Source organism: Arthrobacter sp. NPDC090010 (assembly GCF_044748305.1).
Lineage (GTDB): Bacteria > Actinomycetota > Actinomycetes > Actinomycetales > Micrococcaceae > Arthrobacter_E.
Genome location: NZ_JBIVFT010000008.1, coordinates 59,117 through 85,041 on the forward strand (window position 1 = coordinate 59,117; position 25,925 = coordinate 85,041).

A 25,925-nucleotide genomic window follows, 5' to 3' on the forward strand; every position below is an offset into this window, starting at 1 on the left:
CTCGCGCGGAACGGCTATCCGGGCACGACGACGGCGAGCACCTCGCCGTCGAGCGTCACCTTGCGGGTGGGGATCCCCGCTGCGTGCCACACCGCGATGATGTCGTCCCGGTCATCGAGCGCCAGGACGGGGCGGTAGCGGGCCAGGATCCGCTGGGCGATCTCGCTCTTCACCACGGAATCGGGCCGGAAATCCCCGGACGGGCGCATCATCAGCTCGTCGAAGGAGATGCCGTGCTCCTGCATCCAGAGTGTCGTGACGAACGACCACTTCTCGGACCGTCCCGTCACCACGAGCACCACGCGTCCCTCCGCCTGGGCCTCCTGCAACACCTCGACGACGCGCGGGTGCGGCGGGCAATCGATCGAGGCACCGTGAAAGGCATCGAAGTTGGCCTTGAAGCGCACCCCTCCGCCCGGCATCGTACCCGCAGTCGCCACGCCCGCGCTCGTCGCTCCCGCCACGCCCGCGACCAGGTGCCGGATGCTCCGGACATCGCACAGCGTCCCGTCGACGTCGAAGATCACCGCCTCCCGACGCGTGCGGGAACTCAGCGGCGGAGAATCGGCCGGGCTATGTTCCATGAGGTGAATCTAGCCGCCGGCTGCGTTGTCCGGGCCGGCGCCTCGCCGTCGGGCCGCCTGCGTTGCATAGTCTGAACAAGCCTCACAGCGGGTGAGCAGATCGTGGGTGCACCGGATGACGTGTTCGAGGAAGCGCTCCGCGACGGCGAGCTGGGAACGCTGTGCCCGGATCCGGCGCAGCCTGTCTTCGATGACTTCGGTACGGCCCGCCTCGTCGCGTGTCAGCACCAGGCGTATTTCGGACAGGCTCATGCCCACACCCTGACACGCCTGCACGACCTGAGCGCGCCGGAGATGTTCCTCGGTGTATTCCCGGTGCCCCGATGCGGCACGGTGGGGGATGACCACGCCCGCGTCGTTCCAGTGCCGGAGCACATGGATCTCCACTCCCAGAGACCGCGCGGCCTCACCGATCTTCATCGCGTCTCCTCTCCACTTGACCTCAGGTCGACCTGAGATTTTAGCGTGTCCTCATGATGACACAACGGAATTCGCCGCCGGAGCCGTCCCTCGTCACGGTCGACGGGGCGGAGATCGCCACCTGGGTGCTGGAACCGGATGGCCCCGCGGCAGGCGAGGTCGTGCTGTGCCACGGAACGCCGTGGTCCTCGCAGATCTGGTGGACGGCGGCACACGATCTGAGCCAGGACTTCCGGGTGTTCCTCTGGGACATGCCCGGCTATGGCGCCTCGGAGAAATCCGCGCGTGTCAGTGTGGATCTGGCTTCGCAAGGAAGACGGCTGGCTCAGCTCGTCCACGGCTGGGGACTGGTGCGGCCCCACCTCGTCGCCCACGACGTCGGAGGAGCGGTCGCCCTCCGGGCGCATCTGATGCACGGGATCGATTATGCGGATCTGTTCCTCTGGGATGTCGTCACTCTCGACCCTTGGGGTTCCCCCTTCTTCCGCCTGGTCTCCGACAACACGGAGGTGTTCGCTCAGCTTCCTCCTGCACTCCATGCGGCGCTGCTCAAGGAGTACATCGCGGGTTCGAGCCGAGGGCTTCTGTCGGCCCGCGACATCGACGTGCTCGCCCGGCCCTGGTTGGATGGCGCCGGACAGGCCGCCTTCTATCGGCAGATCGCTGCGCTCGAGACTGCCGATACCCGCCCGATCGTCGCGCGGTTGGGAGAGGTCCGTTGCCGGACGCGTATCGGCTGGGGCTCGGCGGACCCGTGGATCCCATGTGCGCAAGCCTACGAACTCCAGGCCCGCCTTCCTGGGCCGGCAGAAGTCGTGGAGCTGGCTGGCATCGGTCATCTGGCGCCCGTCGAATGCCCCTCCGGGGTGATCACTGCGATCCGCACGTGGCTTGCTGCTCCGGGATAGGACGTCTCGTGGACGGGGCGCTGCGAGGGAGCGCGACGAAGACGGATACTCGGGCCGGAACTTGACCTTGCCCCCAGGGGCAAGGTTTAAGGTCGAGGCGGAGGTGAGCGATGAGGATCGCAGAACTGGCCCGGCGCACCGCGGTGACGCCCAAGGCCATCCGCTACTACGAGACGCTGGGACTGCTTCGCCCGGAACGCGGCGCGAACGGCTACCGCGAGTACCAGGAGCACCATGTCCGGATCGTCACGGAGATCCGCGAACTGGCGGCCAGCGGCATCGGGCCCGGCAAGGCCCGGCCGTTCGTCGACTGTTTGCACGCCGGACATGAACACGGCGACGACTGCGTGACCTCCTTGGCGGTCTACCGGGACGGCATAGCCGAACTCGACCGCATGATCGCCACCCTGACTGCCCGCCGTACCGAACTGATCCGGCGCCTCGATGAGGGCGCCGGCCGGACCTTTTCCCAGGAGAGCACCATGAGCGACTTCACCACTCTGCCCGCAGGTCTTCCCATCCCGGACGACGACGGCGCGGCAGCCCACCTGCCCGGCCTCGCCGTCCCGGAACTGACGCTCAGCGCCAGCGACGGCGAGCGGGTCGCCTTCGGCGGGTTCGGGCCCGGCCGCACCATCGTCTACCTCTACCCGCTCACCGGCCGGCCCGGCGTCGACCTGCCGGACGGCTGGGACGCCATCCCGGGCGCTCGCGGATGTTCCACCGAGGCCTGCGATTTCCGGGACCACTTCGCCGAGCTGAGGGCCGCCGGGGCGGACCGGGTCTTCGGTCTCTCCAGCCAGGACACGGGGTACCAGGCGGAGGTCGTGGCCCGCTTGCGCCTGCCGTTCACGATGCTCTCGGATCCGGACTTCGTGCTCGGGGATGCGCTACGGCTGCCGAGCTTCGCGGCGGAAGGTCAGGAGCGTCTCTACTCGCGGCTCACCCTCGTCCTTCGGGGCGGGCGGATCGAGCACGTCTTCTACCCGATCTTCCCGCCCAACACGCACGCCCAGCAGGTCCTGGACTGGCTCCGGGCCAACCCGCTCGGTTGATCAGCTCTCGCCTGGTTGATCAGCCACGGCGTGCCAGCCAGGCGCTGTAGCGCCGCCGGTTCGCCCGGTTGAGCAACTGGTCCTTGAGCAGGATGCTCAGCGGCGAGGCGGCCGGCCGCGGATTCCGGCCTTTGGCGAGGCGGCGCAGCTGATACCTGACCTGGGCCTGCCGGGCCGCCGAGGCGATGGCCTTGTCCTTGAAGGTCCCGAGCCGCAGCGACGGGGTCGCCTCGGGAGAGGCGTCCTGCCAGCGGGCGGGCAGATCGGGGACCAAGGACAGGGCGGTGCCGATCCCGACCACGTCGACTCCGGCGGCCAGCACCTTCTCCGCCGTCTCCTTGCGGGTCACGCCACCGGTGAGCATGAGCGGCATGGGAGCCACCGCGGCGATCTGCTCGGCGAATCCGAGGAAGTACGCCTCCCGTTGAAGCGTCCGCCCGTCGCGAGCCCGGCCCTGCATGGCCGGGCTCTCGTAGCTGCCTCCGGAGAGTTCCACCAGGTCGACGCCGAGGTGGCCGAGCATGCGGACCACCTGAGCGGCGTCGTCCACATCGAAACCGCCGCGCTGGAAGTCTGCCGAGTTCAGCTTCACCGCCACGGCCACATCGTCCGGCAGTGCCGCACGGGTGCGGCGGACCACCTCGCGCAGCGCCCGGCTGCGACCCTCCAGATCGCCGCCCCACTCGTCGTCGCGCTGATTGGACAGCGGCGAAAGGAACTGAGACAAAAGGTAACCGTGTGCGGCGTGGATCTGCACGCCGTCGAACCCCGCCTCCACCGCGCGCCGCGCCGTCGTGACGAAAGCCTCGATGGCCTCCTCGATCTGTCCGGACGTCATCGCCTCCGGAGTGGCGAAGCGCTTGGACTGCGCGCCGAGATCCAGCCCGACCGCGGACGGTGCCAGCTTCACCCCGGGAAGCTCGGCGGGCACCTGGCGCCCCGGGTGGTTGATCTGCATCCAGAGGCGAGCACCACCGGAATGGGCGGCGTCGGCCCACCGACGGAACGGCTCCAGCGGAGTCTCCGCATCGAGGACGATGCCTCCCGCGCTGGTGAGCGCCCGCGCGTCGACCATCACGTTTCCCGTGAGAATGAGCCCGACGCCGCCGCGGGACCAGCTTTCATACAACTGGAACATCCGCGGGCCGGGAAGCTGCCCGTCGCAGGCCAGCTGTTCCTCCATGGCAGCCTTCGCGAGGCGGTTCGGCAGGGGTGCGCCGTGGGCGAGGGGGAGCGGTTCGAACAAGGGGGAGGTCATGAGAGGTCCTTGAGGTCGTTGAGAAGGCGGCGGGCGAGCGGCCCGGCAGATGCGGGGTTCTGCCCACTGAACAGATTCCGGTCCCGCTCGACGTGGGGCAGGAGGGGGAGCAGGCCTTTGGAGTAGTCGATCCCGGCGTCCTTCAGCCGGTCTTCCAGGAACCAGGGGGCCTTGCGTGCGAAGCGGTTCAGCTTCTCCTCCCGGTTGGACAGCCCGGTCATCCGGTAGCCCGCGAAGGCGTTGCCGCCGTCGTCGGTGGTCGCAGCGAGCACGGCGGCGGGAGCGTGGCAGAGCAGCGCGAGCGGTCTGCCGGAGGCGAGACGGCGGGTCAGCAGGGCACCGGACACCGGGTCGACGGCGAGATCCTCCATGGGGCCGTGCCCGCCGGGGTAGAAGACGACGTCGAACAGTGACTCATCCACCTCGGCGAGGACGCGCGGACGGTCCAGTTCGTCCCGGATGGACTCGAGATAGGCGGCCACGGCCTTCCGTTTGGAGGGGGTGCCTCCGGCGGCGCCGAGGCTGAGCTGGTCCAGGGTCGGAGGCGCGCCGCCCGGTGTGGCGACGGTGATCTCCCACCCCGCATCGCGGAAGAGCCGGTGCGGCTCGGCGAGTTCTTCGGCCCAATAGCCGGTGGGGTGGAAGGTGCCGTCGGCGAGGGTCCAATGATCCGCTGCGGAGACGACGAAGAGAATGCTGGGCATGATTGCTCCCTGCGGTTGAAGGGTTCAGTGCGCGGCAGAGCGCCCGGTGAAGGCGAGGAGGGTGTGGGCCAGGAGCGCCTCAGGGCGCGGAGTGTCCGGTACCTGGCAGCTTTCGGCCAGGTAGCGGGTGATGATCCACACCACGCCTGCCGCCAGGAAGTCCCAGGCATCCTCGTCGCGGGGAATCCAGCCGCGGAGTTGTGGTTCCTGGCGCAGCCAGTCGGATCCCGTCCGCACGACGGCGGCGTGGAATGCCGCGCCGCCCGCGCTTTCCTGCACGCGGGCGTAGAAGTGGGCGTGTTCACTCATCCGGCCGACGAGTTCGGCGAACAGTGCCGTGAGTTCAGCCTCCGGGTCAGTGCCTTGCTCCTGCCGGGATTCCAGTCCCGCGAAGACGCCTTCCAGGCGGGTCAGGCCGGCGGTCGCGAACAAGGTCCCCAGGTCGGTGAAGTGCTGATAGAAGGTCGGGCGACTCATCCCGGCGGCCTCGACCACGTCTTTGATGGAGATCTCCGAGGCAGGGCGCAGGCTGAGCAATTCGGTGACGGCGTCCAGCAGTGCGGCGCGCGATCGGGCCGCCGCGGGATTGATGCGCTGATCTTTACTCATGTAAAAACTCTAACAGATGTAAAACATATTGCAAGTGTAAGAATTCCAGAAGGTCAGCTGATCCGTTCCCAGCTCTCGACCGGACCGTCCACGACCGTGAACAGCGAGTGCGGAGCCGGCGTCGAGGCCCGCCACCGCGCGGCGTCGTCGGGACTGCGTTTCTCCAGCTTGGCGCCGAGATGGCGCCATTCGTAGTCCAGCTGGCCCTGCGTCACCGCGATCCTTTCCGGAAGCGAGCCGGGGATGAGGATGCGGGAGGCGTCGAAGCGATAGCCGCGACGCACGGCGTCGTCATGCAGACCGCTCAGATACGCGCCGACGGCGGCCAGCGGCTCGGGCTCGGCCCGGAACCGCACGAGCTGCGGATGGTTCTGATACCCCTTGGTCCGCCCGGCGAGAACCGCCTGCGCCAGGAGCGTCTCCCGCCAGCACGCCACCAGAGCGGCGCGATCCAGCTGGCTCGGGTGCAACGACCAGATCCTCATGACGGGCTTCCCTGGGAGGGGCGAATCGGCGGTTTGGGCATGGTCCAAGCCTCCCATGCTCCGTGCCCGAGTGGTGGGCCAGGCTTGCTGATCCGCGAGTCCGCTACGGACGGCGCGAGTCAGCTGTCCCGGGTAGCTGACTCGCGCCCGCACTAGCGGACTCGGCCCGGGGGTGCCCGGTCAGCCCAGCCGAGCGAGCTTCGCTTCGAGATGCCGTCTCATGGGTCCCGGCTGCGCCAGGGCTATCGCCAGCCGCAGCTCCTTCGCAACGCCATCGACGTCGCCCGCAGCGCCGAGCGCATCCGCCCGGGCCGCATGGAACGGCTGGAAGCGCTCGCAGTCCCGCGGCCGGAGGACGGCGAGCCCGTCGAGCATCCGCAGCGCCGCGTGCGGTCCATCCGTCCGGCGGATCACGGCCGCTTCGGCCACCCGGGATCCCAGGGTCGGGGCGGTCCGGTTCAGTGCCGCGTACAGGGTGGCCAGGGCCATCCACGCGGTCTTCCCGCTTCGCGCCCGCTCGGCGTGCACCGCCTGGATCGCAGCCTCCAACTGGAAACGGCCAGGCCCATGACCCTCCGCCAGGGCCGAGGCCCGGCGCAGGTACTCGTCCCCGCGTGCCAAGAGCAGTGGATTCCACGTTGAGGGACCCTGTTCCTCCAACGGAACATACTCCTCGCCGTCCGGTCGGGAGAGCAGGAACGCGGCCACCGATGCCAAGGCCCACGCCTCTGCGGAATCCGGCACGGAAGCGGTGAGAAGCTCGGCCAGGAACAACCCTTCAGACCTCGACGGCGGGGACGCTGCGGAAGCGGACGCAGAACCGGTGCCGGTGGCCGCGGGCAGAGCCAGGCAGCCGTACACGGCCTCGAGCACCGGAAGGAGCCGTCCGGGCAAGGCTTCCGGCCCCGGCAGTTCGAAGGGGATCCGGGCATCCCGGATGCGCCTCTTGGCCCGGACCAGTCGCTGGGCCATGGTGGCCTCCGGTACGGCGAACGCCGTGCCGATCTGGGCGGCGTCGAAGCCGAGCACCGTCTGAAGCATCAGCGGAGTCCGGATGTCCTCGGCGATCGCAGGATGGGCGCAGGTCAGCAACAGGGACAGGCGACGGTCCGGAAAACCGTTCTCGGAGGGTTCCGGCATGGCAGGCTCCTGAAATCCGTCAAGGGAAGAGGACAGCCGATGCCGCGCGGACTTCCACTCGTCCCGCTGCCGGTTCCTGGCCACGGCGAGCAACCAGCCCTCGGGCCGTTCGGGCACGCCGTCCACGGGCCAGCGCCGCAGCGCCTGCTCGAAGGCGTCTCCCAGGGCGTCCTCGGCGAGCAGGACATCGCCCGTGCTGCTCGCCAGCAATGCCAGCAAGCGGCCGTACGACGCACGGGCGGCCAGTTCCGCGGCCGCCCACGCGCCGTCGTCGTCCTCTGCCTCCGGGGCGGGGTTCAGGCGTTCGGCGTCCATACGCCGTCCACCGTGTGGACCGCCCCGGGACGGATCTCCACGCTTCCCCAGTCGGCGCCGGGAGCCTGCCCGGCCCAGTGGATCGCTTCATCGAGGTCCGCGACGTCGAGCACGAAGTACCCGCCCAATTGTTCCCTCGTGTCCGCGAAGGCGCCGTCCTGGATGCGGAGCTTCCCCTCGCGCCTGCTCACGGTGGTGCTGGCATGCGAGGGCTGCAGGACCTCGGCCCCGAGCAGCACCCCGGCTTGCTGAAGTGTCGCGGCATAGCTCGCCATGGCGGCCTGGCCCTGTTCCAGCACCTCAGCGCCGAGCTCGTCCGGGGTCATCTCCTGGTAGTGCAGCAGCAGTGTGTAACGCATGGCTCTTTCCTCCTTCATTCGATGGTGACCCGTTCCGGGTTCACTCTCAAGACGAATGAGCCGCTTGCCGATCGACAGCTGCGAGAGGAATTCCTGAAAATGCCGCTCCGGGGCGGCGTACCCTGATCCCATGACGGCCATGGAACCCACTGACTCCGAGCTCACAGCCACCGATCTCGCGCATTTGCGCCGTTGCGTCGAGCTGGCGCGCGAAGGTCTCGATGCCGGGGACGAACCGTTCGGCTCGCTCCTGGTGGATGCCTCCGGCGTGGTCCGCTTCGAAGACCGGAACCGGGTGGCCGGCGGAGATGCCACACGGCATCCGGAATTCGAGATCGCCCGCTGGGCGGCGGAAGAGCTGAGCCCTGAGGAGCGTGCCGCAAGCGTCGTCTACACCTCCGGGGAACATTGCCCGATGTGCAGCGCGGCCCATGCCTGGGTGGGCCTCGGCAGGATCGTCTACGCAGCGAGTTCCGAGCAGCTCAGTTCCTGGCGCGCGGAATGGGGTCTAGGCCCCGGGCCGGTCGCCGCGTTGCCCATCCAGGCCGTCGCCCCGCGGCTCGTGGTCGCCGGGCCGGCCGTGGAGCTGACGGAGGAGATCCGTCAGCTCCATCACCAGCTGGCGCAGCGCGACGGGGAGTAGCCGGGGAGTAGGGGCCTCAGACCGCTACGTCCCACCGTTCGACACTCAGATCCTCCAACACGTCCAGGTCCACGTTCACCCCGAGGCCCGGCCGCTCCGAGACGAGGACCTCCGGGATGCGGAACTCCAGATCGCCGGGTTCCCGGGAGAACTTCACCGGTCCCGAGAGCTCGGTGGACACGATGGCAGGATGCGCCAGAGCCAGATGGTAGCCGGCCGCAGACGCGATGCTGGTCTCCAGCATCGACCCCACCTGCACCGAGAAACCGGCCAGTTCGGCCTGGGTCGCCAGACGATGGCACGCCCGGATACCGCCGCTCTTCTGCAACTTCAGATTGACCATGTCCACGCTGCGGGCCTTGACGAACCGGGCGAGGTCATCCTGGGACACCACGGCCTCATCAGCCATGAGACGGGTTCCCACCTGGGCCCGGATCAGCTCGAATCCGTCCACGTCCTCCGCCCGGATGGGCTGCTCCACCCAGTCGATGCCGAACGGCTCCAGGGCGCGGATCATCGAGATGGCCGTCGCCGGGTCTCGCCAGCCTTGATTGGCGTCCACCCGGATCGCCAGATCATGGCCGATGGCTGCACGCACGGCCCTGACACGTTCCACGTCCAGGCCATCCCGGCCGCCCAGCTTCATCTTCAGATGCCGGAACCCCTCACTTCTGGCCTGCACCGCCTGTCCGGCCAGCACCTCGGGGGAGAGGATGCTCATGACGCGGGCGATGGTGGGGTTCTCCGGCTTCCGCCCTCCCAGCAGCGCATAGACCGGCCGCCCCGCGGCCTTGCCCGCCAGGTCCCAGCAGGCGATGTCGACGGCGGCCTTGGCTGAGCCGTTCGCCTTCAGGGCGGCGTCCATGCGTTGATGAACCGCGGTGATGTCGCGAGGGTCCAGCCCGAGCACTGCGGGCAGCAGCTCATGGCGCAGCGCCGCGACAGCGCCGCCCGGGGTCTCGCCGGTCACGTGTGCGTCTGGCACGCTTTCGCCATAGCCCACGAGCCCGTCGTCGGTCTCCAGCTGCAGCACGATGCTGGGCATGGTGTGGTAGGTGTCGTAGGACACCACGAACGGTTCCTTCAGGGGAACCTCGATCAATGTGATGCTCGCCTTGGTGATCTTCATGGAAGTCCTTTCACGAGAGGTGCTTTGCGGCTCTTCAGGCGTGTGATGCGAGGTCCGCGGTGATGTCACGCTCGCCGTCCGTGAGGACGGGGGAGAGCCGGTACCAGCCGGTGCGGGTCACGCCGTCGGCCACCCGGCCCGAGGAGAAGGCGGGCTCGAATACCTCGCGCAGGCTCCGCCGCCAGGCCGTCGCCAGCGCGGGATCCTCCGCACGCAGCCCGACGATGTCTTCAGGAGCCCGCACCCAGAGGGTCTCTCCGCTGCCGATCAGATGGGGCTGTCCGTCCGGCCCGGTGCCGAGCACGGAGGAGCCGGCCGCGTCCGGGAGCTCGACGACGCGCGGGCGGCCTTCGCTGCACGCGATGCTGGTCGCCGTTGCCAGCGGCCACACGGCGCTCAGGCGGTCGCTCTCGTCCTGAGCGTTGATCTCGTCATCCATGATCCCGTAGAAGTTGCGGGTGTATTCGGTGACGTGTGCGCCCAGTTTGGCCAGGTTGAAACGGGCGTTGCGGCTCACCAGAGGATCGAAGGTCCAGGTCATGGACTCGATGCCCCGTTCCAGGGACCAGGCCCGCTGGTGCTGCTTCAGGGCGAACCCCACACCGCGGTCCCCGGTGCCGGGCGCGACGCCGGCGATCAGTGAGTAGGTGGAGGCGTTGCCCGGGGTGACGATGGCCACCGCCGCCCCGCAAAGGCTGCCGTCGGACCGGTAGGCCGCCGTGATGTTGCAGCCGGCGTGCCAGATGCTCCTGAGCACGTCGAAGGGGATCGGTGCGCCTTGCGGCGACATGCCCCAGATGGAGATGAGCAGGGCTTCGATGTCGCGCTGCTGTTCCAGCCGATGCTCGTCCAGCACCGTCACGCCCGCCGTGCGGGCTGCTGCGAGGGCGGCTTCGCGTGCTTGGGGTGCGGCCGAATGCGGTGAGTGCGTGTTGGGCATTTCCCCACTATGTCCCGTCACTGGTCCGGCTGGCTTCAGTGTTCGACACTAAAGTGAGGTCTGAAATTGGTGGAATCGGACAAGAGCCCGGAGAGGAGACTGCCATGAGCGTCCACAAGCGGAACGCACCGGCCCGGAGCCTTCACAACCTCGTCGCCGTTCTGGACACCACCGGCCTGAGTCTGCACAGTGCCGGCGGGGATCCCGAGCTGGCGCTGGCGAGCCCTGTCATCCACGACCCCCTGGACACCGTGCCGCCGTCGCCGGGAGCGCTGCTGCTCGGCGTGGGTCTGCGATCCGGGGATCCGGAGACCCGGGAGATCCTTCGCCGGGCGGCGGATGGCGGGTATGCCGCCGTCGTCCTCAAGCTCTCCGACGCCGAGCTTGCCACGGCGGAGCCTGATCTGGCGGCTGCCGCCGAGGAATGCGGCATAGCCCTGCTGGGGGTGGAGGGAGAGCTGTCCTGGCGGCACCTGGACACCTTGCTGGAGTCGGCGCTCGGCACCGTGGCCAAGGCGAGCAATGCCCCCACCGCTCTCGGGGCGGGGGACCTCTTCGCTCTGGCCAATGCGATCGCCGCGATGGTCGGCGGAGCCACCACCATCGAGAACCTCCAGGAGGAGGTGCTGGCCTACTCGACACTCGCGGAGCAGCCGATCGACGAGGACCGGCAGCGCGGCATCCTGGGGCGCCAGGTGCCATACCTCCCCGAGAACGCCGAGCAGTACGCGGCCGTCTTCCGGGCCCGGGGCGCCGTGCGCATCAAGGGCGTGGGGGAGGGCGCCCTGGACCGGATCGCCATCGCCGTCCACGCCGGCCAGCAGCCCATCGGTTCGATCTGGGTGGTCGATGCCCGGGGTGATCTGCCGGATGAGGCCGTGTCCGCGCTGGAGCGTTCGGCGGACATGGCCGCGCTGCACATGCTTCAGGCGCGCAGCAGCTACGACCTGGCGCAGCAACGCCGGGCCGATGCCCTGCGCCGTCTCCTGGACGGCGACGGCGACGCCCGGCTCGTCGCTCGTACGCTGGATGTCGCGCTGCATGGGCCCTTCGCGGTGCTTGCCTTCGACGCGGAGGTGGTGCCCGGCTCGGAAGCCGTGATGCTGAGCCGCCTCACGGACCTCGTCGGTACCCAATGCGAATCGCAACGCCGGGGCACGCTTTGCGTCATGCTCGGAAACACCGTCTATGCGCTGCTCAGTGGCCTGGAAGCCGGTCAGGAGGCGTCCATCCGGCCGCTGGCCCGGAGAGTCATGGATCGTGTCGCGGCATCTTTGCATTTGAAGCTGCGCGCCGCGCTGGGGTCCGTGGTGGAATCAGTGACGGAACTGAGCCTCTCGCGACACGCCGCGGACCAGGTGCTTCTCGTGCGCGGTGGCGGTATCGACGACTACGCCACGGCTGGAGAGGTTCATGGGCGGCTGACCCTCATGGAGGTGTCGGCGCTTTTCGCCGGGAAGGACGGGCTCCTCTCGCCGGTGGCCCGGGCCATCGCAGCTCACGACGTACGGCACCACACGGACTATGTGCGCACGATCCGCAGTTATCTGGACTCCGGGTCCGATTCTGCGCGGGCCGCAGAGGCACTCTCGCTGCATCAGAACTCCCTGCGGTACCGCCTGCGTCGCCTGGAGGAGCTCTTCGGGGTGGACCTGTCCCATCCGGACGAGACGCTGGTGCTCTGGCTGAGCCTGCGTGTCATGGAGCTGAACAGGGGAGAAAACGTCGATGCCACCTCTTTTTCAGATTGATTCCGCCGCCCACCTGGGATTGAACGCTCAGGACCTGTAGACTTGAACTGTTGTTGTTTTGCATTGGGTAGTTCAGGTAGTTCCCACGGGTGACCGTGGCGTCTTTCTGAGGTAAGCGGTGGAGAGCATCCCACACCGGAGTCCCGAAAGTCGGGAGGAAGCTCCGGCTTCAGTTAGGACAGAATTATGGCTACAGGTACCGTGAAGTGGTTCAACGCGGAAAAGGGCTTCGGCTTCATCTCCCCGGATGATGGCAGCCAGGACGTTTTCGCCCACTTCTCCGCCATCAACTCCAACGGCTACCGCTCCCTCGAGGAAGGCCAGCGCGTCTCCTTCGAGGTGCAGCAGGGCCCCAAGGGTCTGCAGGCCGCGAACATCCAGGCTGTCTGAGTCTGAGTTCGCAGTTTCATACAGTGGCAGGGCCGGTGAAAACCGGCCCTGCCGCCGTTTAAGGGCTGTTTGCCGGTTCAGTCGCCGTCCGCGGAGACGGCCCTCTTCACCAAGGCGATCACCCGTTCCTCCACTTCGGGAGTCCAGGCCGTGAGCGCGTACGACGTCGGCCACATCGGCCCGTCGTCCAGCGCGGCCGTCGCCTGGAACCCGAGTGTCGCGTAGCGGGCCTTGAACTTCTTGGCATCCTGGAAGAAGACGACGGACACTCCCGCGGCATTGGCGTAGCTCTGCATTCCGTACCAGAGCTTAGGGCTGAGCTCCGGGGCATGTTCCTGGACGATCGCGTGGATATGCTCCGCCAGCACACGGTCCGGTCCGTCCATCGAGGCGATCTTCTCCAGCAGCTCGACCGCGAACTCCTCCGGGGTGGGCTTCTTCTTGCCCCGGGTGGCTTTGACCTCCCGGGCGCGTTCCTTCATCGCGGCACGCTCGTCCTCGGAGAATGCGGGGCCGCTCGTCTCTGTCGCCATCAGCCGTCCTTTCCGTCCAGAGTGCTCAGCGCCAGGCCGAGCGCACCCATTCCTCATCGAGCATCGCGTAGATCAACCCGGTGCTCCACTGCTCCTTGAACCACTCGCTCCGCACCAGACGGGCCTCCTGCCGCATGCCGAGGCGCTCCGCGACCCGTGCCGAGGCGGTGTTGCGCTCGTCCAGCCTTGCCACGATGCGGTGCAGACCGAGATCCTCGAAACCGAGCCGGAGCAGGGCAGCAGCGGCTTCCGTGGCATAACCCTGACCGGAGACGGCAGGGGAGAAGATGTAACCGATTTCGCCGGAACGGTGCTCGGCGCTGTGCCAGAACAGCACCACGTCCCCGATCAGCCGTCCTGTCGCCCGTTCCTCAACGGCCAGGCATATGGCTTGGCCGGGTTCGTTGAGTTCGGTGCGGGACCAGATTCCGGCCACCCGCTCGGTGATCTCTTCGCGGCTCAGCGGCTTGTACGGCACGAAGCGGACCACGTCTTCGCGTGACTTGTACTCCAGCATCGGATCGATGTCCTGCTCCGTGATGGGCCTGAGCAGCAGGCGCTCGGTGAGTACTGGGTACGAAGGGCTCAGCATGGCACCATGCTAGGCCACAAAGGTCATCAGGAGCGGGCCAAGGCGATGGCCTGTGCCCGGTCCCGCACTCCGAGCTTCGCGAACAGCGAGTTGATATGCGTCTTGACGGTGGAGACTCCGAGGAAGAGGCGCTGGGCGATCTCACCGTTGCTCAGTCCTTCGGCCACGAGGCCGAGGACCTCAGCCTCCCTGCGGGTCAGCTGAGGGAAACGGGCCGCGAGCGTGTCAACCGCGTCTTCAGGCCCTGTGGCGCCGGGTGCATTCGGGTCCGGCTGAGCCGACTCGCCTTGCGCCAGACCGCCTTGTGTCAACGCCCCCAGCAGGACGGCGCTGACCTCCGGGGCGAACGTCGACTGCCCGCGGGCGACGGCACGCACCGCCGCCGTGAGTTCGGCACGGCCGGCATCTTTGGTGAGATACCCGCGGGCCCCGGCGGTGAGCGCGCGGAGAATCGAATCGTCGTCGGCATAGGTGGTCAGCACCAGGACGGCGGTGTCCGGAGACTCCGAGACGATGCGCGCTGTGGCCGCGACGCCGTCGACGACGGGCATGCGAAGGTCCATCAGCACGACATCCGGGTGCAGGGCGAGCGCAAGGTCTGCGGCCTCCGCGCCGTCGGACGCCTGGCCGACGACGTCGAAACCGGGCGTCAGTTCCAGGACGGTGACCAGCCCGTCGCGGACGATCGCCTGGTCGTCCGCCACGAGGACGCGGATCGGTGCCTCGCCGTTCACGATGATGCCCCGCTCACAGCATGGCCTCGGCGGCCACGACGAAGCGGTCTCCGCGTACCCCGGCGTCGACCGTGCCGCCACCGCTCAAGGCGGCGAAGCGTTCCCGCATCCCCAACAGGCCGTAACCGCCGGCGGCACGTGAAGGAGCGGACGAATCGTCCACGAGCGGATTGGAGATGGTCAGCTGCACCCTGTCATTCTGCCAGTCGAGCAGCACTCTGACCGGCTCGCCGGGAGCGTGTTTGCGGGCGTTGCTCAGGCCTTCCTGAAGTGCCCGCTGAACGGCGTCCTGCTGCTCCGCGGAGAGGGACGCCGGCAGGCCGTGCACGGCGAGGTCGACAACGCCGCCGAGGGAACGATGGGCCTCGATGAGCTGGTCCATCGATTCGCTCAGTCCGGGGGCCTTTTGCCCCTCGTCGCCCTCGGAAGCTGGGCTATGGCCCGCGCTGCGGAGCGCCGCGACGGCCCGTCGTGCTTCATTGAGGCCCTCGGCCGCAAGACCGCGTGCCGCAGAGACCCGCTGCAATGCAGCGTCACGTTCACCGGCTTCCAGAAGGGCTTCGACGGCGTCGAGCTGGATGACCAGGCCGCCGAGGCTGTGCGCCAGCACATCGTGCAGATCCCGGGCGAGCGCGACGCGTTCCGTCTCCTGCCGCACGAGCAGCTCCCGTTCCCGCAGCAGCGCGGCCTGGTCCTCGGCGAGGCGGAACTGGCGGCGACTGAATCCCGCGACGGCGGACAGGAGCACTCCGCCCATCATGGTCAGCGTGTCCGGGACCTCGGTGGGGTGGATGACCGCACCCAGGGCGATCGCCCCGCAGCTGAGTACCGCGAGGGCGAGACCGTAGCCGAGAGGAACGGCGAGGGCCCCGACGACGGCGAGGGTTCCGATGGCCGCCGGGACCACGGTGAGGCCGTGCGTCGCGCCGGCGGCGAATCCTCCGCTGAGCGCGGCCACCGCGCTCAGTATGATCGCCGGGCGGTCACCGCGGGGCAGCATGGTGATGATGCCTCGCAGGGCCCAGCTGACGACAGCGACAAAAGCCAGCACCGTGGCCCAGAGGGGACGTGGATGTCCTTCTCCGGGCCACAGTGCGTAGCCGACGGCGATCGCTCCCAGGAGGTTCAGCACCGCGAACGTCCAGCCGGGCCGGCCCGTGGTCATCATGAGACCATCATGCGACAGGTCGGCGCGGTGCGGGGACCGCCGTGGCCGGAAGAGCGGCGATCCGCTGGGCGAAGATGAAGGTGCGTGCCGCGCGGTTGGCGGCCAGCATCAGCAGGATCACCCCGGTGGAGGTCGCCACATGCGAACCGGCGAGGGAAGCCAGCGCATCGATCCCGATTCGCACGGCCAGCACGAGGAACCAGAGGGCCAGGCCCCAGGCACCGGTGCGGGACTCGAAGGTGGCGAAGGTGTTCCCGTCACGGCCGACGGGACGCGGCGTCGCGAGCGGGCGGAAGTGGGCCAGCCGGCCCATCCAGGCGCCGATGCCCAGGGAGATGATGAGTTCGACGACCAGGACGCCGAGATCCAGCGGGGAGAGCATGGCCGGGGAAGCGGTTCGCACCATCAAGACCACGCCGATCACGCCCATCACCAGCGGAGTGCGCCACATGGTGGCGATCGCGATGGGCCGCCAGGTCGTCTGCCGGTATCCGATCCAGCCGATCAGTGCGAGGGCGAGGAGAGCGTTGCCGAGCATCTGCAGGGACATGGCCGTGCCTTTCAGGTTCTGTACCGGCAGCTCTTGCCGGTGATTCAAGCCTCCCGCGAGGGCTCCTCCGGCGGGACCATCCCAGGGTGGAACGGAGGGTGGAGATCGTGGGTGGAGAGCCGAACTGGAAGGATGGAGGAATGGCAGAGAACTTCGAGGACCTGATCGCGGCCGGTGAGTCCGCGGACATCAGCGGATGGGACTTCTCCTGGCTCGACGGCCGGGCGACGGAGGAACGGCCGCCGTGGGGTTATGCGGCTCTGCTCGCGGAGCGGCTGTCCGGGGCGCAGGCGGCACTGGATCTGCAGACCGGAGGCGGGGAGGTTCTCGCCCAGGCCAGGGCTTTCCCGCCCGTCGCCGCAGCCACCGAGTCCTGGCCGCCCAACATCGCCAAGGCGACCCGCCTGCTGCACCCGCGCGGCGTCGTCGTGGTCGCAGACGACGGTGAGCCGCCGCTGCGGTTCGGCGCAGAGGCCTTCGACCTGGTGACCAGCAGGCACCCGGCCACGGTCCACTGGGGCGAGATCGCCCGGGTCCTCAGTCCCGGTGGAAGCTATTTCGCCCAGCACGTGGGCCCCGCGAGTGTCTTCGAGCTGATCGAGTTCTTCCTCGGCCCGCAGCCTGAGGCACGGCGTGGCCGTGACCCCGAGCAGGAGGCGGCGGGTGCCCGGGCCGCAGGACTGGAGATCGTCGATCTGCGCACCGCCCGGCTGCGCATCGAGATTCTGGACGTCGCCGCTGTCGTGTATCTGCTGCGCAAGGTGATCTGGTGGGTTCCCGGCTTCAGCGTGGAGAAGTACCGTGACCGTCTGCGCGAGTTCCACGAGCTCATCCAGTCGGACGGGCCGTTCATCGCCTACTCGACACGGCATCTGATCGAGGCCCGGAAGGCTTGAGCGCGGTCCGCCGGACGGGATGCGGGATGACCCGGGGCGGGGCAGAATGCTGTTCATGAAGTCCTTCCGTCTCCCCGGTCTGCCCGATGATCTCCGCTCCCTGCGTTCCGCAGACAGCGAGGTGGACCTCGACGGCGGAACGGTCACCATTCGCGCGGCTGCGGGGGACGACCTCTTCAACAGACCCGGCACGGAGCTGACCCTCCACAGCGCCAATGTGTTCGCCTTCCCGGTGGACGGCGACTTCACCCTCGAAGCGGAGGTGGAGGTCGATTTCCGCGAAGGTTTCGACTCCGCGGTCCTGGTGGGGTACCTCGATGGGCTGCACTGGTTCAAACTGTGCGCCGAACAGGACGAACTGGGCCGTCCCCGGATCATGTCCGTGGTGACCCGGGACCGCTCCGACGATGCGACGGGGATCCACCTGCCCGAGGGGCCCGTGCGGTTGCGGATGTCCCGGGTGGGAACCATGATCAGCCTGCACTACCGTGCCGACGGCCGCTGGGAGCTGGCCCGGTACTTCGGCTTTCCCGTCAGCGGTGCCGAGGGCGGCCTGAAGGCGGGCCTCGCAGTGCAGTCGCCACGCGGGAACGGAACGACGGCGACGTTCCGGGACGTCGTGTTCGCCACGTCGGGGATCATGGAGGTCCGGTCCGGCGACTGAGCCGGGTACCGGGAGGAGAGGCGATGGCGCAGAGCGGAACACAGGACGCAGGGGCCCCGGAGCCGGGCTCCCTGACCACGGACGTCCTGATCATCGGTGCCGGGCCGACGGGCCTCATGCTCGCCGCCTGCCTTCAGCGGCTGGGCGTCCGGTATCTCCTCGCGGACCGCAAACACGGACCCACGCGCGAGTCGCGGGCGCTGGCACTGCAGGCCCGCAGCCTGGAGATCTACGACCAGCTCGGACTCGTGCAGCGTGTGCTGGGCCAGGCCGCCATCGCGCCGGCGATCGTTCCCGGCTTCCGGGACAAGCCGTTCGCCACCTTCAGCTTCGGCACGCTGGGCAAAGGAGTCACGCCGTATCCGGGCATCTACGTCCTGGAGCAGAGCCGTAACGAACGGCTGCTGGTGGAGGCGCTGGAGGAGCGGGGCGGCTCCGTTCTCTGGGGCCACGGTCTGAGTGCTGTGGAACAGCACGAACGGGGAGTCACCGCGCACCTCGAAATGGACGACGGCGGGGTGCAGCGTGTAGAGACCCGCTTCCTCGTGGGCGCCGACGGCGCGTCATCGGCGGTGCGGGAGCTCAGCGGGATCCCGTTCGACGGAGTGACCAACCCCGCCACCTTCTACGTCGCCGATGCCCGGGGCGTGACCGGGCTGGTGGACGACGCGGTGAACCTCCGATTCAGCGCCGGCGACTTCCTCCTAGCGTTCCCGCAGGGCGCGGTGGGACACCACCGGCTGATCGGCGTCGTCCGCACGCCCGCCGGTGAGGCAGTCACCGAGGAGGAGACCCGGAGAACCCTGGCCCGGGAGTTCGGAGTGGACTACCGGGACTCGAGCTGGTTCTCCACCTCCCGGGTTCATCACCGCGTGGCGGGCCGCTTCCGCTCGGGATCCGTGTTTCTGGCGGGGGACGCCGCCCATGTGCACTCGCCGGTGGGCGCGCAGGGCATGAACACCGGCCTGCAGGACGCACACAACCTGGCGTGTGCGCTCGCGGACGTGGTCCACGGTGGAGCAGGTGATCAGCGACTCGACGGTTATGAGGCCGAACGCCGTCCGGTAGCGCTTCGCCTGGTCGGCACCACGGACCGGGTCTTCGCCGCCGTGACCGCGGATTCGGCTCTCGCCCGGACGTTCCGGGCCACGTTCCTGCCTCGCCTGGCACCTGTTCTGGGCGGGGTGCTGCCCCGCCTGGCGCGCGGGGCGAAGCTGTTCGAGTACGTCTCACAGACCAGGGTCCACTACTGGATGGGCCCGGACGCCCGCCGTCGCGCCAAGGGCCGCCGCGGCCGCCTGGTGGGGCGCCGCCTGGCCTGGAATGAGGACAATTTCGCCGTGCTGCGCGGCATGGACTGGCAGCTGCACGTCTACGGCGCGGCCGACGAGCAGGCCCTGGAACGTATGCACCGGGAGAGCGGTCTGCCGGTGCACCACTTCGCCCTGGTCAGGAATCCTCGACTGGCCGGGGGACTCGCCGTGCTCGTACGCCCTGACGCGTTCGTCGTCGACGCGAGGCCACTGCCGGCGAGCGTCGCCGACTGGGCCTCACACGCCCGGAAAGGGCAGACCCGGGACGTCGGCTGAGCCACCCCGGGTCTGTCCTTTCCGGACCGCCGGATCAGGACGCGGTCTCGGGATTGAGCTGTGAGCCGGTCACCGCGATGTCCGCGACGTTCCAGCTGTCCAGGATCTTGCGGTAGTCACCGTCTGCGATGAGCTTGGCAATGGTCTTCTGGACCAGGGACGCCAGCGCGGAATCGTTCTTGGCGATGGCGATACCCACCGGGGCCGAACCGTAGGTTTCTCCGATCTTCTCGATCTGCCCGTGGCTCTGCTGGATCGCGTAACCCACCACATCCGAGCCGGAGACCATGGCATCCACCGAGCCGTTGATGAGGCGTGTGGTGATGTCCGTCTGCTTGTCCAGGGTGATGATGTCGACCGCCTTCTTGCCGGCCTTCGAGCAGGCCGTGTTCAGCGCGGCCGCGTCGTCGGCCTGGACCGAGCCGGTCTGGACGCCCAACGTCTTCCCGCACACATCGTCGGGGGAGAAGTGCTTCGGATTTCCTGCCTGGACGGCCCAGGCGGATCCGCCGACCGCGTAGGTCACCATGTTGACGGCCTGGAGCCGTTCCTTCTTCACGAAGAAGTTGGAGACGCCCAGATCGTACTTCGGCCCGAGCGCGGGAAGGATGCTGGTGAAGCTCGCCGATTGCACGTCCACCTTCAACCCCAGGGTCGCGCCGATGGCCTTGGCCAGGTCCACGTCATACCCCATGGCGGTCTGGCCATCGCTCCCGCCCAGGAACTCGGCCGGGGCGAAGGTGGTGTCCGAGCCGATCACCAGGGTGCCCTTGGATCTGATGGCCGCGGGCACCAGGCCCGCCAGAGCATCGTCTTTCTGAACCGTGGACGGATCGAACGACGCGGTCCCGGCGGACGGGCCGGAGGCCGTGTCGTCGGAGGCATTGGTGCAGGCGGTGAGCGCGAGGACCGTTACGGCGACGACGGCGGCCGCCGTGAGACTGCGAGTGGGCTGGAGGGACATATCAGGCCTAACGTGTGTGCGGATCGAGTGAGCACCGAGCCTTCCGGGTCTGCCATCGGCCGTCGGCTGTGAGTGCGCCGGCGCTGGGGAATGCCTGCCGGAAGGTCGGTGCTCTGCCGTCCTGGAAGAACCTTCGTTGGTCTTTCCGGGACACTTCAGACGATAGAAGTGTGACGTTCATCTCAGGAGAATTTTCATAGTTTCTTCCAGTTCCAGCCCCACTGATGGATCATTCATCCATGATCTCTGAAACTGACCTGGCGATCATCCACGCACTCCAATTGCGTCCGCGGGCGTCCTGGAGGGAGCTGTCCGGGGCCGTCGGCGTCTCGGCCGAGACGGTCGCCCAGCGCTGGGAGCTACTCCGGGAAGCAGCGCTCGCCTGGATCGTTCCGGCTCCCGGGCGGCGTTATCTGGAGGGTGGTTCCTCCGCCTTCATGTTGCTGTCCACGGCCTCCTCCCGCCAGGACGCCGTGCTCCTAGAACTCAAGGGCCGTGCCGCCTGCGGCACCATCTCCCGGGTGGCAGGCGCTCACGATGTCCTGGTGGATTGCTTTGCGCCGAGCGAGGAGGAGCTTGCGGAGCAGTTGGTGGGAGTGCTTGGCGGAACGCCGGGGGTGAACGAACGGTGCATCCTCATGGTGGTCAGGCTCTACCGGCAGGCCGTCGACTGGCGTGAAGACGCGCTTTCTCCCGGTCAGAGCGGAACCCTCGCGGCCCGTGATGAGGCACCAGCGGCGGCCTCGACCCCGGATGTTCTGGATGCACGGCTCGTCCGGGCGCTGGCCGTCGATGGACGAGCCGGCTGGGCGGAACTGGCGGACGCCTGCGGGACGTCTCCTCAGACGGCGCAGCGGAGGGTGGAACGCCTGGTCCGGGGCGGCCGGCTGACATTCCGCTGTGACACGGCAGATCCCGAGGTTCACCGCGGCCAGAAGGAGGTGACGCTCGTCCTGGAGGTGCCGCCGGAACACCTCGACCAGTTGGGCCGGCACTGCGCTGGACTGGCCGAGTGCCGGGTGAGCGCCCAGGTGCTGGGCGTCGGGAACCTCCTGGTGACGTTCCGGGTGCGCGACTATCTGTGGGTTTCTGCTGCGGAACAGCAGATGGTTCGTCTCGCCCCCGGCACGCGCGTGATGTCCAGGCATACCGTGCTGCGGACCGAGAAGCGGCTCGGCCGTCTTCTGGACAGCCGCGGCCGTTCTGAAGGGGTGGTCCCTCTTCCCTTCTGGTCATCCTCAGAGGGCTGAGCGCCCCCTTGCTCAGAGTGGTTTGAGGCTCGCCTTGAGCAGGCAGAACTGGTTGCCTTCCGGGTCCTGGAGCACATGCCACTGTTCCTGGCCGGTCTGTCCGATGTCGGCCGGGCAGGCGCCCAGGGCCAGCAGCCGTTCCAGTTCCGCGTCCTGTTCCCCTCCCACGGGGTTGACGTCGATGTGGAGCCGGGACTTGCCCTTCTCCGGCTCGTCGCGGCGGCTCAGGATGATCGTCGGTTGAGCTCCTCCGAACCCTTCCCGCGGCCCGATCTCCAGGGTGCCGTCCTCTTCGCGGTCGAGGATGACGAAATCCAGGACCTCGCACCAGAATTCCGCGAGAAGTGCGGGGTCGTGGCATCCGAGGACGAGTTCACTGATGCGACAGGCCATGAAGGGGACCTACTCTCTGTCAGGAGCGCGGTGCTGAACAGCGGCGATGTCATGATCGTAGCTGAGAGAGCAGCCCTTGGAGGGACTTTCCGGTCTGGTCTGAAGCTGCTCAGCCGGTGCCGAGATACCGGGCGAGATTCGTCAGGGAGGCATCCATGCCGTCTGCGTGATCGGTCGGGGAGATGCCGTCGGGGACGCCCTCCGCACGGATCCTGACGAGAGTGCCGCCCGCTTGTTCCTCCAGAATCCAGCGCATGGTCATGAGGCCTGCATAGGCGGGATCGTCGGAGACGAACCGGATTTCATGGGCGACCTCCCTGTCCGGGATGATGCGCGAGATGCGGCCCTGGACGATGTCCGAATCGGCGGTCGCCTTACCTGGTGCGCCGGACGGGTCGAGATATCTGAGCACCATCCGGTATTCACCGCCGAGCACCGGCTCGAACCGTTCCATGACACCGCTCATGCCGGACGGCGGAAGCCAGTGTTCCAGGGCTTCGCCGTCCATGAGTGCCGCGAAGATCCGGGCTTGGCCGACGGCGATGAAGCGGCTGGCCTCGTCGATATGGCTCATGGAGATGCTCCTCAGCGGGCAGAGTCAGTGCGGACGGTTCCGGATGAGTTCCCGCACGGTCTCGGCGGCCTGTTCCGGGGTGGCGCCCCGTGCGACGGCGATACCCACCAGGTAGGTCGTGAGCGGCCCGGCGGGCCGGGTCACCCCATGGGCCGCGTCGCGCGTCAGTTCGAGCAGCAGGCTCGTCGGAACCTCCACGCCGTCCAGATCCAGCGCCGTGCTCACCTCGGTGACCCAGTCATCCAGTCCTTCGGGGGCTGTGCTCATCTCGGGGCTCCGTTCCATGGTTTCTCTCGTCTCTCCGCGATACTGCTCCACCGCGGCCCAGGTGTCCAGGTCCAGGGAGAGTCGCTGCGGATCCGGCACCGTGCGGATTCGCAGGCGCTGCGCAAGCTGCCGGAAGGCGGCGCCGTCCACGGTGGGCAGACCGGCCAGGGCCGCCTGCAACGCCGTCACGCGATAACGCCCGGCAAGCCACTGGACCCGTCCGTCGTCGTCGACCGGCAGCACGGCATCGCAATCCGCCGCCAGCGTCTCGTGCTCCAACAGGCCGACGAGTCCGACGGCACGCGGCAGATCACAGGAGAGCAGCCAGATCTCCTCAGGAACGGCCTCGGCCCTGGCCAGCCGGGCGAGGCCGGCCGCCACGGCGGCCACCGGGCCGCCGAACGGCGGATCTTCCCGGACCACGGTGACTCCGGGGCGTCGCAGGCCGGACGGCCCGACGACAAGCAATGGCGCGCAGCGCTCCACGGCGGTCAGGACATGATCCACAAGAGCCTTGCCATGCACCTCCACCGACGCCTTGTCTGTGCCTCCCAGCCGGGTGGCCCGCCCGCCGGCCAGAATGATCGCCGCCCGGCGGGTCGCGGCACCGCTCGTTCCGGCATCGGTCGTCACGGGATCACCAGCACGGAGACGGAGGCGCCGGGCAGCACGTCATGCGTTTCGGCCGGGATCAGGATGAAGGCGTTCATCGAGGCGCCCTCGTCGGCCGGCCCTCCATGTCTTCGGCGCAATGGCGTGATCTCCGTCCCGTTCAGGACGCCGGGGACCAATTGGGTCTTGTGCGCGGGACTGTGCCACCCGGAGGTGACGGTGGCCCTGACACGGTTCCCGTCCAGCACGGTCTCCCCGGCCAGGCTCAGGAGTGCGGGACGGACGAAGAGCTCGAAACCTGCGGCGGCGCTCAGAGGGTTCCCGGGCAGGCAGAACACCAGGCGTCCGTTCAAGGTGCCGAAGCCATGAGGCTTGCCGGGTTTCAGGGCCAGAGCGTCGAAGCGGATGCTTCCGGCACCGTCCAGCACCGCCTTCACGACATCGAACGAGCCGACACTCGCGCCACCCGAGAGAACCAGGACGTCCGCCTGGAAAGAGTCGATGGTCTTACGGAGGGCGTCCTCATCATCGGGGACGACCGCGACGCCGGCCAGGATCGCCCCCGTCTGGCGGACGGCGCCGGAGAGCAGCACCGAGTTGGACTCGGGGATCTGGCCGCGGGCCGGTGTCTCATCGGGGTGGATGAGCTCCGAACCGGTCGAGATCACGGCCACGCGAGGTCGCGGGGTGACGCGGACGGTCGCGTATCCCGCCGAAGCCACTGCGGAGAGCTGCCATGGTCCCAGGCGGGTGCCTTTCCCGACGGCGAGGCCTCCGGCGGGGGCGTGCTCGCCCGTGCGGCGGATGTGCGCTCCGGGTGCGGGCTGACGCAGCACGGTCACGGTGGCCGGCGGCAGCGGGGAGACGATGAGGCCTTCCTCTGTGTGTTCAAGTGGGACGACGGCGTCGGCGTCGTCGGGCACCGGCGCGCCGGTCATGATGCGGACCGCCTCACCCGGGCCCATTCGAGGGTTCTGCGCGGTTCCCGCTGGAAGATCCGCGACGACGCGCAGGCGTGAGCCGTCCACCGCATCCTGCCGCCGGACCGCGTAGCCGTCCATGGCCGAATTGTCGAAGGACGGGACTGGCCGTCGGTGATGCACGTCCTCCGCGAGAAGGAGGCCCAGCGCATCCGCGAGCGGCACTCGCTGGGGCGGCAAGGGGAGCGCGGCGGCCAGAACCCGGCTCAGATGCTCATCGACGGGGATCACGCGAGTAATCCCGTCGGACCAAACCCCTCCCGCTTGCGAAGGGATTGGACCGGGCGTGGGGCAGCAAGGAGCGGGAACCGGAACATGCCGTCATAATAGTGGGTTGGCCATGCGATTCTGAGGTGGGGACTGGCCTCGACAGGGTGTGTCATCGCTGTAGCAGCGGAGCGCTGCGGTAACTCCAGAGTCCCATCACGCTGAGAGCGTCACGGTACATGCTGAGTGTGGGTTCCTGAGCCGCTGGAGTCCGTACGGTGCCGTCCGAGTTGTCCGGCGCGGCGACTGGTACGACGTTGAATGAAGCGGGGAGATCTTTTTCGGCCGCGAGACCGAGCAGAAGGGTTCCTCTCTGAACATGGCTGCCGGAGCTGATCAAGATTGCTCGCTGGGCCCGGATCGAGGCGAGAAAGTGTGAGCTGTACAGCGCATTTTCAACCGTCGAGCGGGCGTAGTCCTCGGCCAGGATCCGTGAGGGGTCGATTCCGTGATCAACCAGCCAGTTCTTCATCGAGATCGCCTCCGTTTTGCCGGCCTTCTCCACACCACCGGTGACGACGATTTTTGCCGCAGGGAAGGCACGCGCCAGCTCCAGGGTCTTTTCCAATCGCCGTAGTAGAGGCTCTGCCATACTTCCGTCCTCGTTGAGGGCGTATCCCAGGGTGACAACAGCATCACCGGGCTGAGGTTCGGGTGCGGTGGTGCTGACTTTGAGTCGCGACGCGTAGTCGATGGCTTTGAAGACTTTCTGAAGTTCCGTTGCTCGGTTCGGGTGGTCGATGCGAAGACGGTTCATGGCAGCAGTGGTCTCGGCCGAATCACCTTGCTGGCGTGACCAGCTCGCCAGATAGCTCAGGGCGTCCTCATCGGATGGAGCAGTGTCGAGCACCCTCTGGTACAGGGTTATCGCCCCGCGGACGTTGCCCCTGGCGATGCGGGCCGAAGCAGCACTGAACAGGAGGTCGGCCCGAAGCGGCGCGAGCGATGACGCTTTGAGGAGTCGGTCCTCGACAACCGCCATGTTGTCGAGGGTCTTGTCGGTGTTTCCGGCGGTGGAGATCCGCTGTGGCGAGTCGAAGGCCGTCCTCGCCTCCTGAAGGAGGACGGAAACGCCGGGGGTCATGCTTGGGGTAGGAGCAGACGCCGTCGGCGGAGAGATTGAGGTGCATCCCGTTACCAGCGCAGCGCCGAGCAGCACGGCACTCAAGGTGCGGAACGGAGTGATCGACCTCATGAACGGA

General features: G+C 68.1%; 30 protein-coding genes. 9 read left to right on the top strand and 21 right to left on the bottom strand.

Annotated elements, in window-relative coordinates; all coding sequences use genetic code 11:
* Positions 1–14 precede the first annotated feature (14 nt).
* Both ACIPXZ_RS12705 and ACIPXZ_RS12710 read right to left on the bottom strand, forming a co-directional pair.
* Positions 15–584: a hypothetical protein gene (locus ACIPXZ_RS12705; protein WP_400594730.1), complete on the bottom strand. Its 570-nt coding sequence runs from the start codon at positions 582–584 to the stop codon at positions 15–17.
* A gap of 9 nt (positions 585–593) precedes the next feature.
* A complete protein-coding gene (locus ACIPXZ_RS12710; RefSeq protein ID WP_400594733.1) occupies positions 594–1,004 on the bottom strand; it encodes a MerR family transcriptional regulator in 411 nt (136 codons plus the stop codon).
* 53 nt (positions 1,005–1,057) lie between these two features.
* Between ACIPXZ_RS12710 and ACIPXZ_RS12715 the strand changes: the two genes are divergently transcribed.
* Together ACIPXZ_RS12715 and ACIPXZ_RS12720 are read left to right on the top strand one after the other, a co-directional pair.
* On the top strand, positions 1,058–1,912 hold the full coding sequence (locus ACIPXZ_RS12715) for an alpha/beta fold hydrolase (protein WP_400594736.1): 855 nt from the start codon (positions 1,058–1,060) through the stop codon (positions 1,910–1,912).
* Positions 1,913–2,022: 110 nt separating this feature from the next.
* The gene (locus tag ACIPXZ_RS12720) at positions 2,023–2,967 is read left to right on the top strand and encodes a MerR family transcriptional regulator (protein ID WP_400594739.1); all 945 of its coding nucleotides are present in this window, start codon (positions 2,023–2,025) and stop codon (positions 2,965–2,967) included.
* A 19-nt stretch (positions 2,968–2,986) separates the two neighbouring features.
* On the opposite strand, the gene ACIPXZ_RS12725 is transcribed toward ACIPXZ_RS12720, so the two are convergent.
* The 6 genes from ACIPXZ_RS12725 to ACIPXZ_RS12750 form a co-directional block, all read right to left on the bottom strand.
* The gene (locus ACIPXZ_RS12725; protein ID WP_400594742.1) at positions 2,987–4,225 is read right to left on the bottom strand and encodes an NADH:flavin oxidoreductase/NADH oxidase family protein; all 1,239 of its coding nucleotides are present in this window, start codon (positions 4,223–4,225) and stop codon (positions 2,987–2,989) included.
* Positions 4,222–4,929 carry a type 1 glutamine amidotransferase domain-containing protein gene (locus ACIPXZ_RS12730; RefSeq protein ID WP_400594745.1) on the bottom strand — a complete coding sequence of 236 codons (708 nt, stop codon included), beginning with the start codon at positions 4,927–4,929 and terminating at the stop codon, positions 4,222–4,224. The genes ACIPXZ_RS12725 and ACIPXZ_RS12730 overlap by 4 nt, the downstream gene beginning before the upstream one ends.
* A gap of 24 nt (positions 4,930–4,953) precedes the next feature.
* A complete protein-coding gene (locus ACIPXZ_RS12735) occupies positions 4,954–5,538 on the bottom strand; it encodes a TetR/AcrR family transcriptional regulator (RefSeq protein WP_400594747.1) in 585 nt (194 codons plus the stop codon).
* 53 nt (positions 5,539–5,591) lie between these two features.
* Positions 5,592–6,023 carry a pyrimidine dimer DNA glycosylase/endonuclease V gene (locus ACIPXZ_RS12740; RefSeq protein WP_400594749.1) on the bottom strand — a complete coding sequence of 144 codons (432 nt, stop codon included), beginning with the start codon at positions 6,021–6,023 and terminating at the stop codon, positions 5,592–5,594.
* A gap of 180 nt (positions 6,024–6,203) precedes the next feature.
* Positions 6,204–7,478 (bottom strand): RNA polymerase sigma factor, encoded by a 1,275-nt coding sequence (locus ACIPXZ_RS12745; protein ID WP_400594752.1) that lies wholly within the window; start codon positions 7,476–7,478, stop codon positions 6,204–6,206.
* Entirely contained in the window at positions 7,460–7,837 is a 378-nt protein-coding gene (locus ACIPXZ_RS12750) for a YciI family protein (protein ID WP_400594754.1), read from the bottom strand. The genes ACIPXZ_RS12745 and ACIPXZ_RS12750 overlap by 19 nt, the downstream gene beginning before the upstream one ends.
* A 130-nt stretch (positions 7,838–7,967) precedes the next feature.
* Here ACIPXZ_RS12750 and ACIPXZ_RS12755 point away from each other — a divergent pair, with 130 nt between their 5' ends.
* Positions 7,968–8,480 (top strand): nucleoside deaminase, encoded by a 513-nt coding sequence (locus ACIPXZ_RS12755; protein WP_400594757.1) that lies wholly within the window; start codon positions 7,968–7,970, stop codon positions 8,478–8,480.
* A gap of 16 nt (positions 8,481–8,496) precedes the next feature.
* On the opposite strand, the gene ACIPXZ_RS12760 is transcribed toward ACIPXZ_RS12755, so the two are convergent.
* Both ACIPXZ_RS12760 and ACIPXZ_RS12765 read right to left on the bottom strand, forming a co-directional pair.
* Entirely contained in the window at positions 8,497–9,609 is a 1,113-nt protein-coding gene (locus tag ACIPXZ_RS12760; protein ID WP_400594760.1) for a mandelate racemase/muconate lactonizing enzyme family protein, read from the bottom strand.
* Between the two features lie 34 nt (positions 9,610–9,643).
* Entirely contained in the window at positions 9,644–10,549 is a 906-nt protein-coding gene (locus tag ACIPXZ_RS12765; RefSeq protein WP_400594763.1) for a hypothetical protein, read from the bottom strand.
* 104 nt (positions 10,550–10,653) lie between these two features.
* Between ACIPXZ_RS12765 and ACIPXZ_RS12770 the strand changes: the two genes are divergently transcribed.
* Positions 10,654–12,300: a PucR family transcriptional regulator gene (locus ACIPXZ_RS12770; RefSeq protein ID WP_400594766.1), complete on the top strand. Its 1,647-nt coding sequence runs from the start codon at positions 10,654–10,656 to the stop codon at positions 12,298–12,300.
* 186 nt (positions 12,301–12,486) lie between these two features.
* Positions 12,487–12,690, top strand: a complete 204-nt coding sequence (locus ACIPXZ_RS12775; RefSeq protein WP_400594768.1) for a cold-shock protein — start codon at positions 12,487–12,489, stop codon at positions 12,688–12,690.
* Between the two features lie 77 nt (positions 12,691–12,767).
* On the opposite strand, the gene ACIPXZ_RS12780 is transcribed toward ACIPXZ_RS12775, so the two are convergent.
* From ACIPXZ_RS12780 to ACIPXZ_RS12800, 5 genes are read right to left on the bottom strand one after another with little or no spacing between them, the layout of a single operon-like run.
* A complete protein-coding gene (locus ACIPXZ_RS12780; protein ID WP_400594770.1) occupies positions 12,768–13,223 on the bottom strand; it encodes an iron chaperone in 456 nt (151 codons plus the stop codon).
* 25 nt (positions 13,224–13,248) lie between these two features.
* Positions 13,249–13,815: a GNAT family N-acetyltransferase gene (locus ACIPXZ_RS12785; RefSeq protein WP_400594772.1), complete on the bottom strand. Its 567-nt coding sequence runs from the start codon at positions 13,813–13,815 to the stop codon at positions 13,249–13,251.
* Between the two features lie 26 nt (positions 13,816–13,841).
* Positions 13,842–14,549 carry a response regulator gene (locus ACIPXZ_RS12790; protein ID WP_400594775.1) on the bottom strand — a complete coding sequence of 236 codons (708 nt, stop codon included), beginning with the start codon at positions 14,547–14,549 and terminating at the stop codon, positions 13,842–13,844.
* A 13-nt stretch (positions 14,550–14,562) separates the two neighbouring features.
* A complete protein-coding gene (locus ACIPXZ_RS12795) occupies positions 14,563–15,717 on the bottom strand; it encodes a histidine kinase (protein WP_400594778.1) in 1,155 nt (384 codons plus the stop codon).
* A gap of 7 nt (positions 15,718–15,724) precedes the next feature.
* Complete coding sequence (locus ACIPXZ_RS12800) at positions 15,725–16,267, bottom strand: hypothetical protein (protein WP_400594781.1); 543 nt, start codon at positions 16,265–16,267, stop codon at positions 15,725–15,727.
* A 140-nt stretch (positions 16,268–16,407) separates the two neighbouring features.
* Between ACIPXZ_RS12800 and ACIPXZ_RS12805 the strand changes: the two genes are divergently transcribed.
* Genes ACIPXZ_RS12805 through ACIPXZ_RS12815 form a run of 3 tightly spaced genes read left to right on the top strand, consistent with a single transcriptional unit; the run spans position 16,408 to position 19,416 of the window.
* Positions 16,408–17,163 carry a methyltransferase domain-containing protein gene (locus ACIPXZ_RS12805; protein ID WP_400594784.1) on the top strand — a complete coding sequence of 252 codons (756 nt, stop codon included), beginning with the start codon at positions 16,408–16,410 and terminating at the stop codon, positions 17,161–17,163.
* Positions 17,164–17,218: 55 nt separating this feature from the next.
* The gene (locus ACIPXZ_RS12810; RefSeq protein WP_400594787.1) at positions 17,219–17,827 is read left to right on the top strand and encodes a DUF1349 domain-containing protein; all 609 of its coding nucleotides are present in this window, start codon (positions 17,219–17,221) and stop codon (positions 17,825–17,827) included.
* Positions 17,828–17,850: 23 nt separating this feature from the next.
* A complete protein-coding gene (locus tag ACIPXZ_RS12815) occupies positions 17,851–19,416 on the top strand; it encodes an FAD-dependent monooxygenase (protein WP_400594789.1) in 1,566 nt (521 codons plus the stop codon).
* A 34-nt stretch (positions 19,417–19,450) separates the two neighbouring features.
* Here the strand turns inward: ACIPXZ_RS12815 and ACIPXZ_RS12820 are convergent, their stop codons facing one another.
* Complete coding sequence (locus tag ACIPXZ_RS12820; protein ID WP_400594792.1) at positions 19,451–20,380, bottom strand: ABC transporter substrate-binding protein; 930 nt, start codon at positions 20,378–20,380, stop codon at positions 19,451–19,453.
* A gap of 239 nt (positions 20,381–20,619) precedes the next feature.
* On the opposite strand from ACIPXZ_RS12820, the gene ACIPXZ_RS12825 reads away from it, so the two are divergent.
* Positions 20,620–21,630 (top strand): Lrp/AsnC family transcriptional regulator, encoded by a 1,011-nt coding sequence (locus ACIPXZ_RS12825; RefSeq protein ID WP_400594795.1) that lies wholly within the window; start codon positions 20,620–20,622, stop codon positions 21,628–21,630.
* Positions 21,631–21,642: 12 nt separating this feature from the next.
* Here the strand turns inward: ACIPXZ_RS12825 and ACIPXZ_RS12830 are convergent, their stop codons facing one another.
* The 5 genes from ACIPXZ_RS12830 to ACIPXZ_RS12850 form a co-directional block, all read right to left on the bottom strand.
* The gene (locus tag ACIPXZ_RS12830) at positions 21,643–22,023 is read right to left on the bottom strand and encodes a VOC family protein (RefSeq protein WP_400594798.1); all 381 of its coding nucleotides are present in this window, start codon (positions 22,021–22,023) and stop codon (positions 21,643–21,645) included.
* Between the two features lie 109 nt (positions 22,024–22,132).
* The gene (locus ACIPXZ_RS12835; protein ID WP_400594801.1) at positions 22,133–22,597 is read right to left on the bottom strand and encodes an SRPBCC domain-containing protein; all 465 of its coding nucleotides are present in this window, start codon (positions 22,595–22,597) and stop codon (positions 22,133–22,135) included.
* 24 nt (positions 22,598–22,621) lie between these two features.
* Complete coding sequence (locus tag ACIPXZ_RS12840) at positions 22,622–23,497, bottom strand: NTP transferase domain-containing protein (protein ID WP_400594804.1); 876 nt, start codon at positions 23,495–23,497, stop codon at positions 22,622–22,624.
* Positions 23,494–24,687: a gephyrin-like molybdotransferase Glp gene (gene glp, locus ACIPXZ_RS12845; protein ID WP_400594807.1), complete on the bottom strand. Its 1,194-nt coding sequence runs from the start codon at positions 24,685–24,687 to the stop codon at positions 23,494–23,496. The genes ACIPXZ_RS12840 and glp overlap by 4 nt, the downstream gene beginning before the upstream one ends.
* 148 nt (positions 24,688–24,835) lie before the next feature.
* A complete protein-coding gene (locus ACIPXZ_RS12850) occupies positions 24,836–25,918 on the bottom strand; it encodes an ElyC/SanA/YdcF family protein (protein WP_400594810.1) in 1,083 nt (360 codons plus the stop codon).
* Positions 25,919–25,925 lie beyond the last annotated feature (7 nt).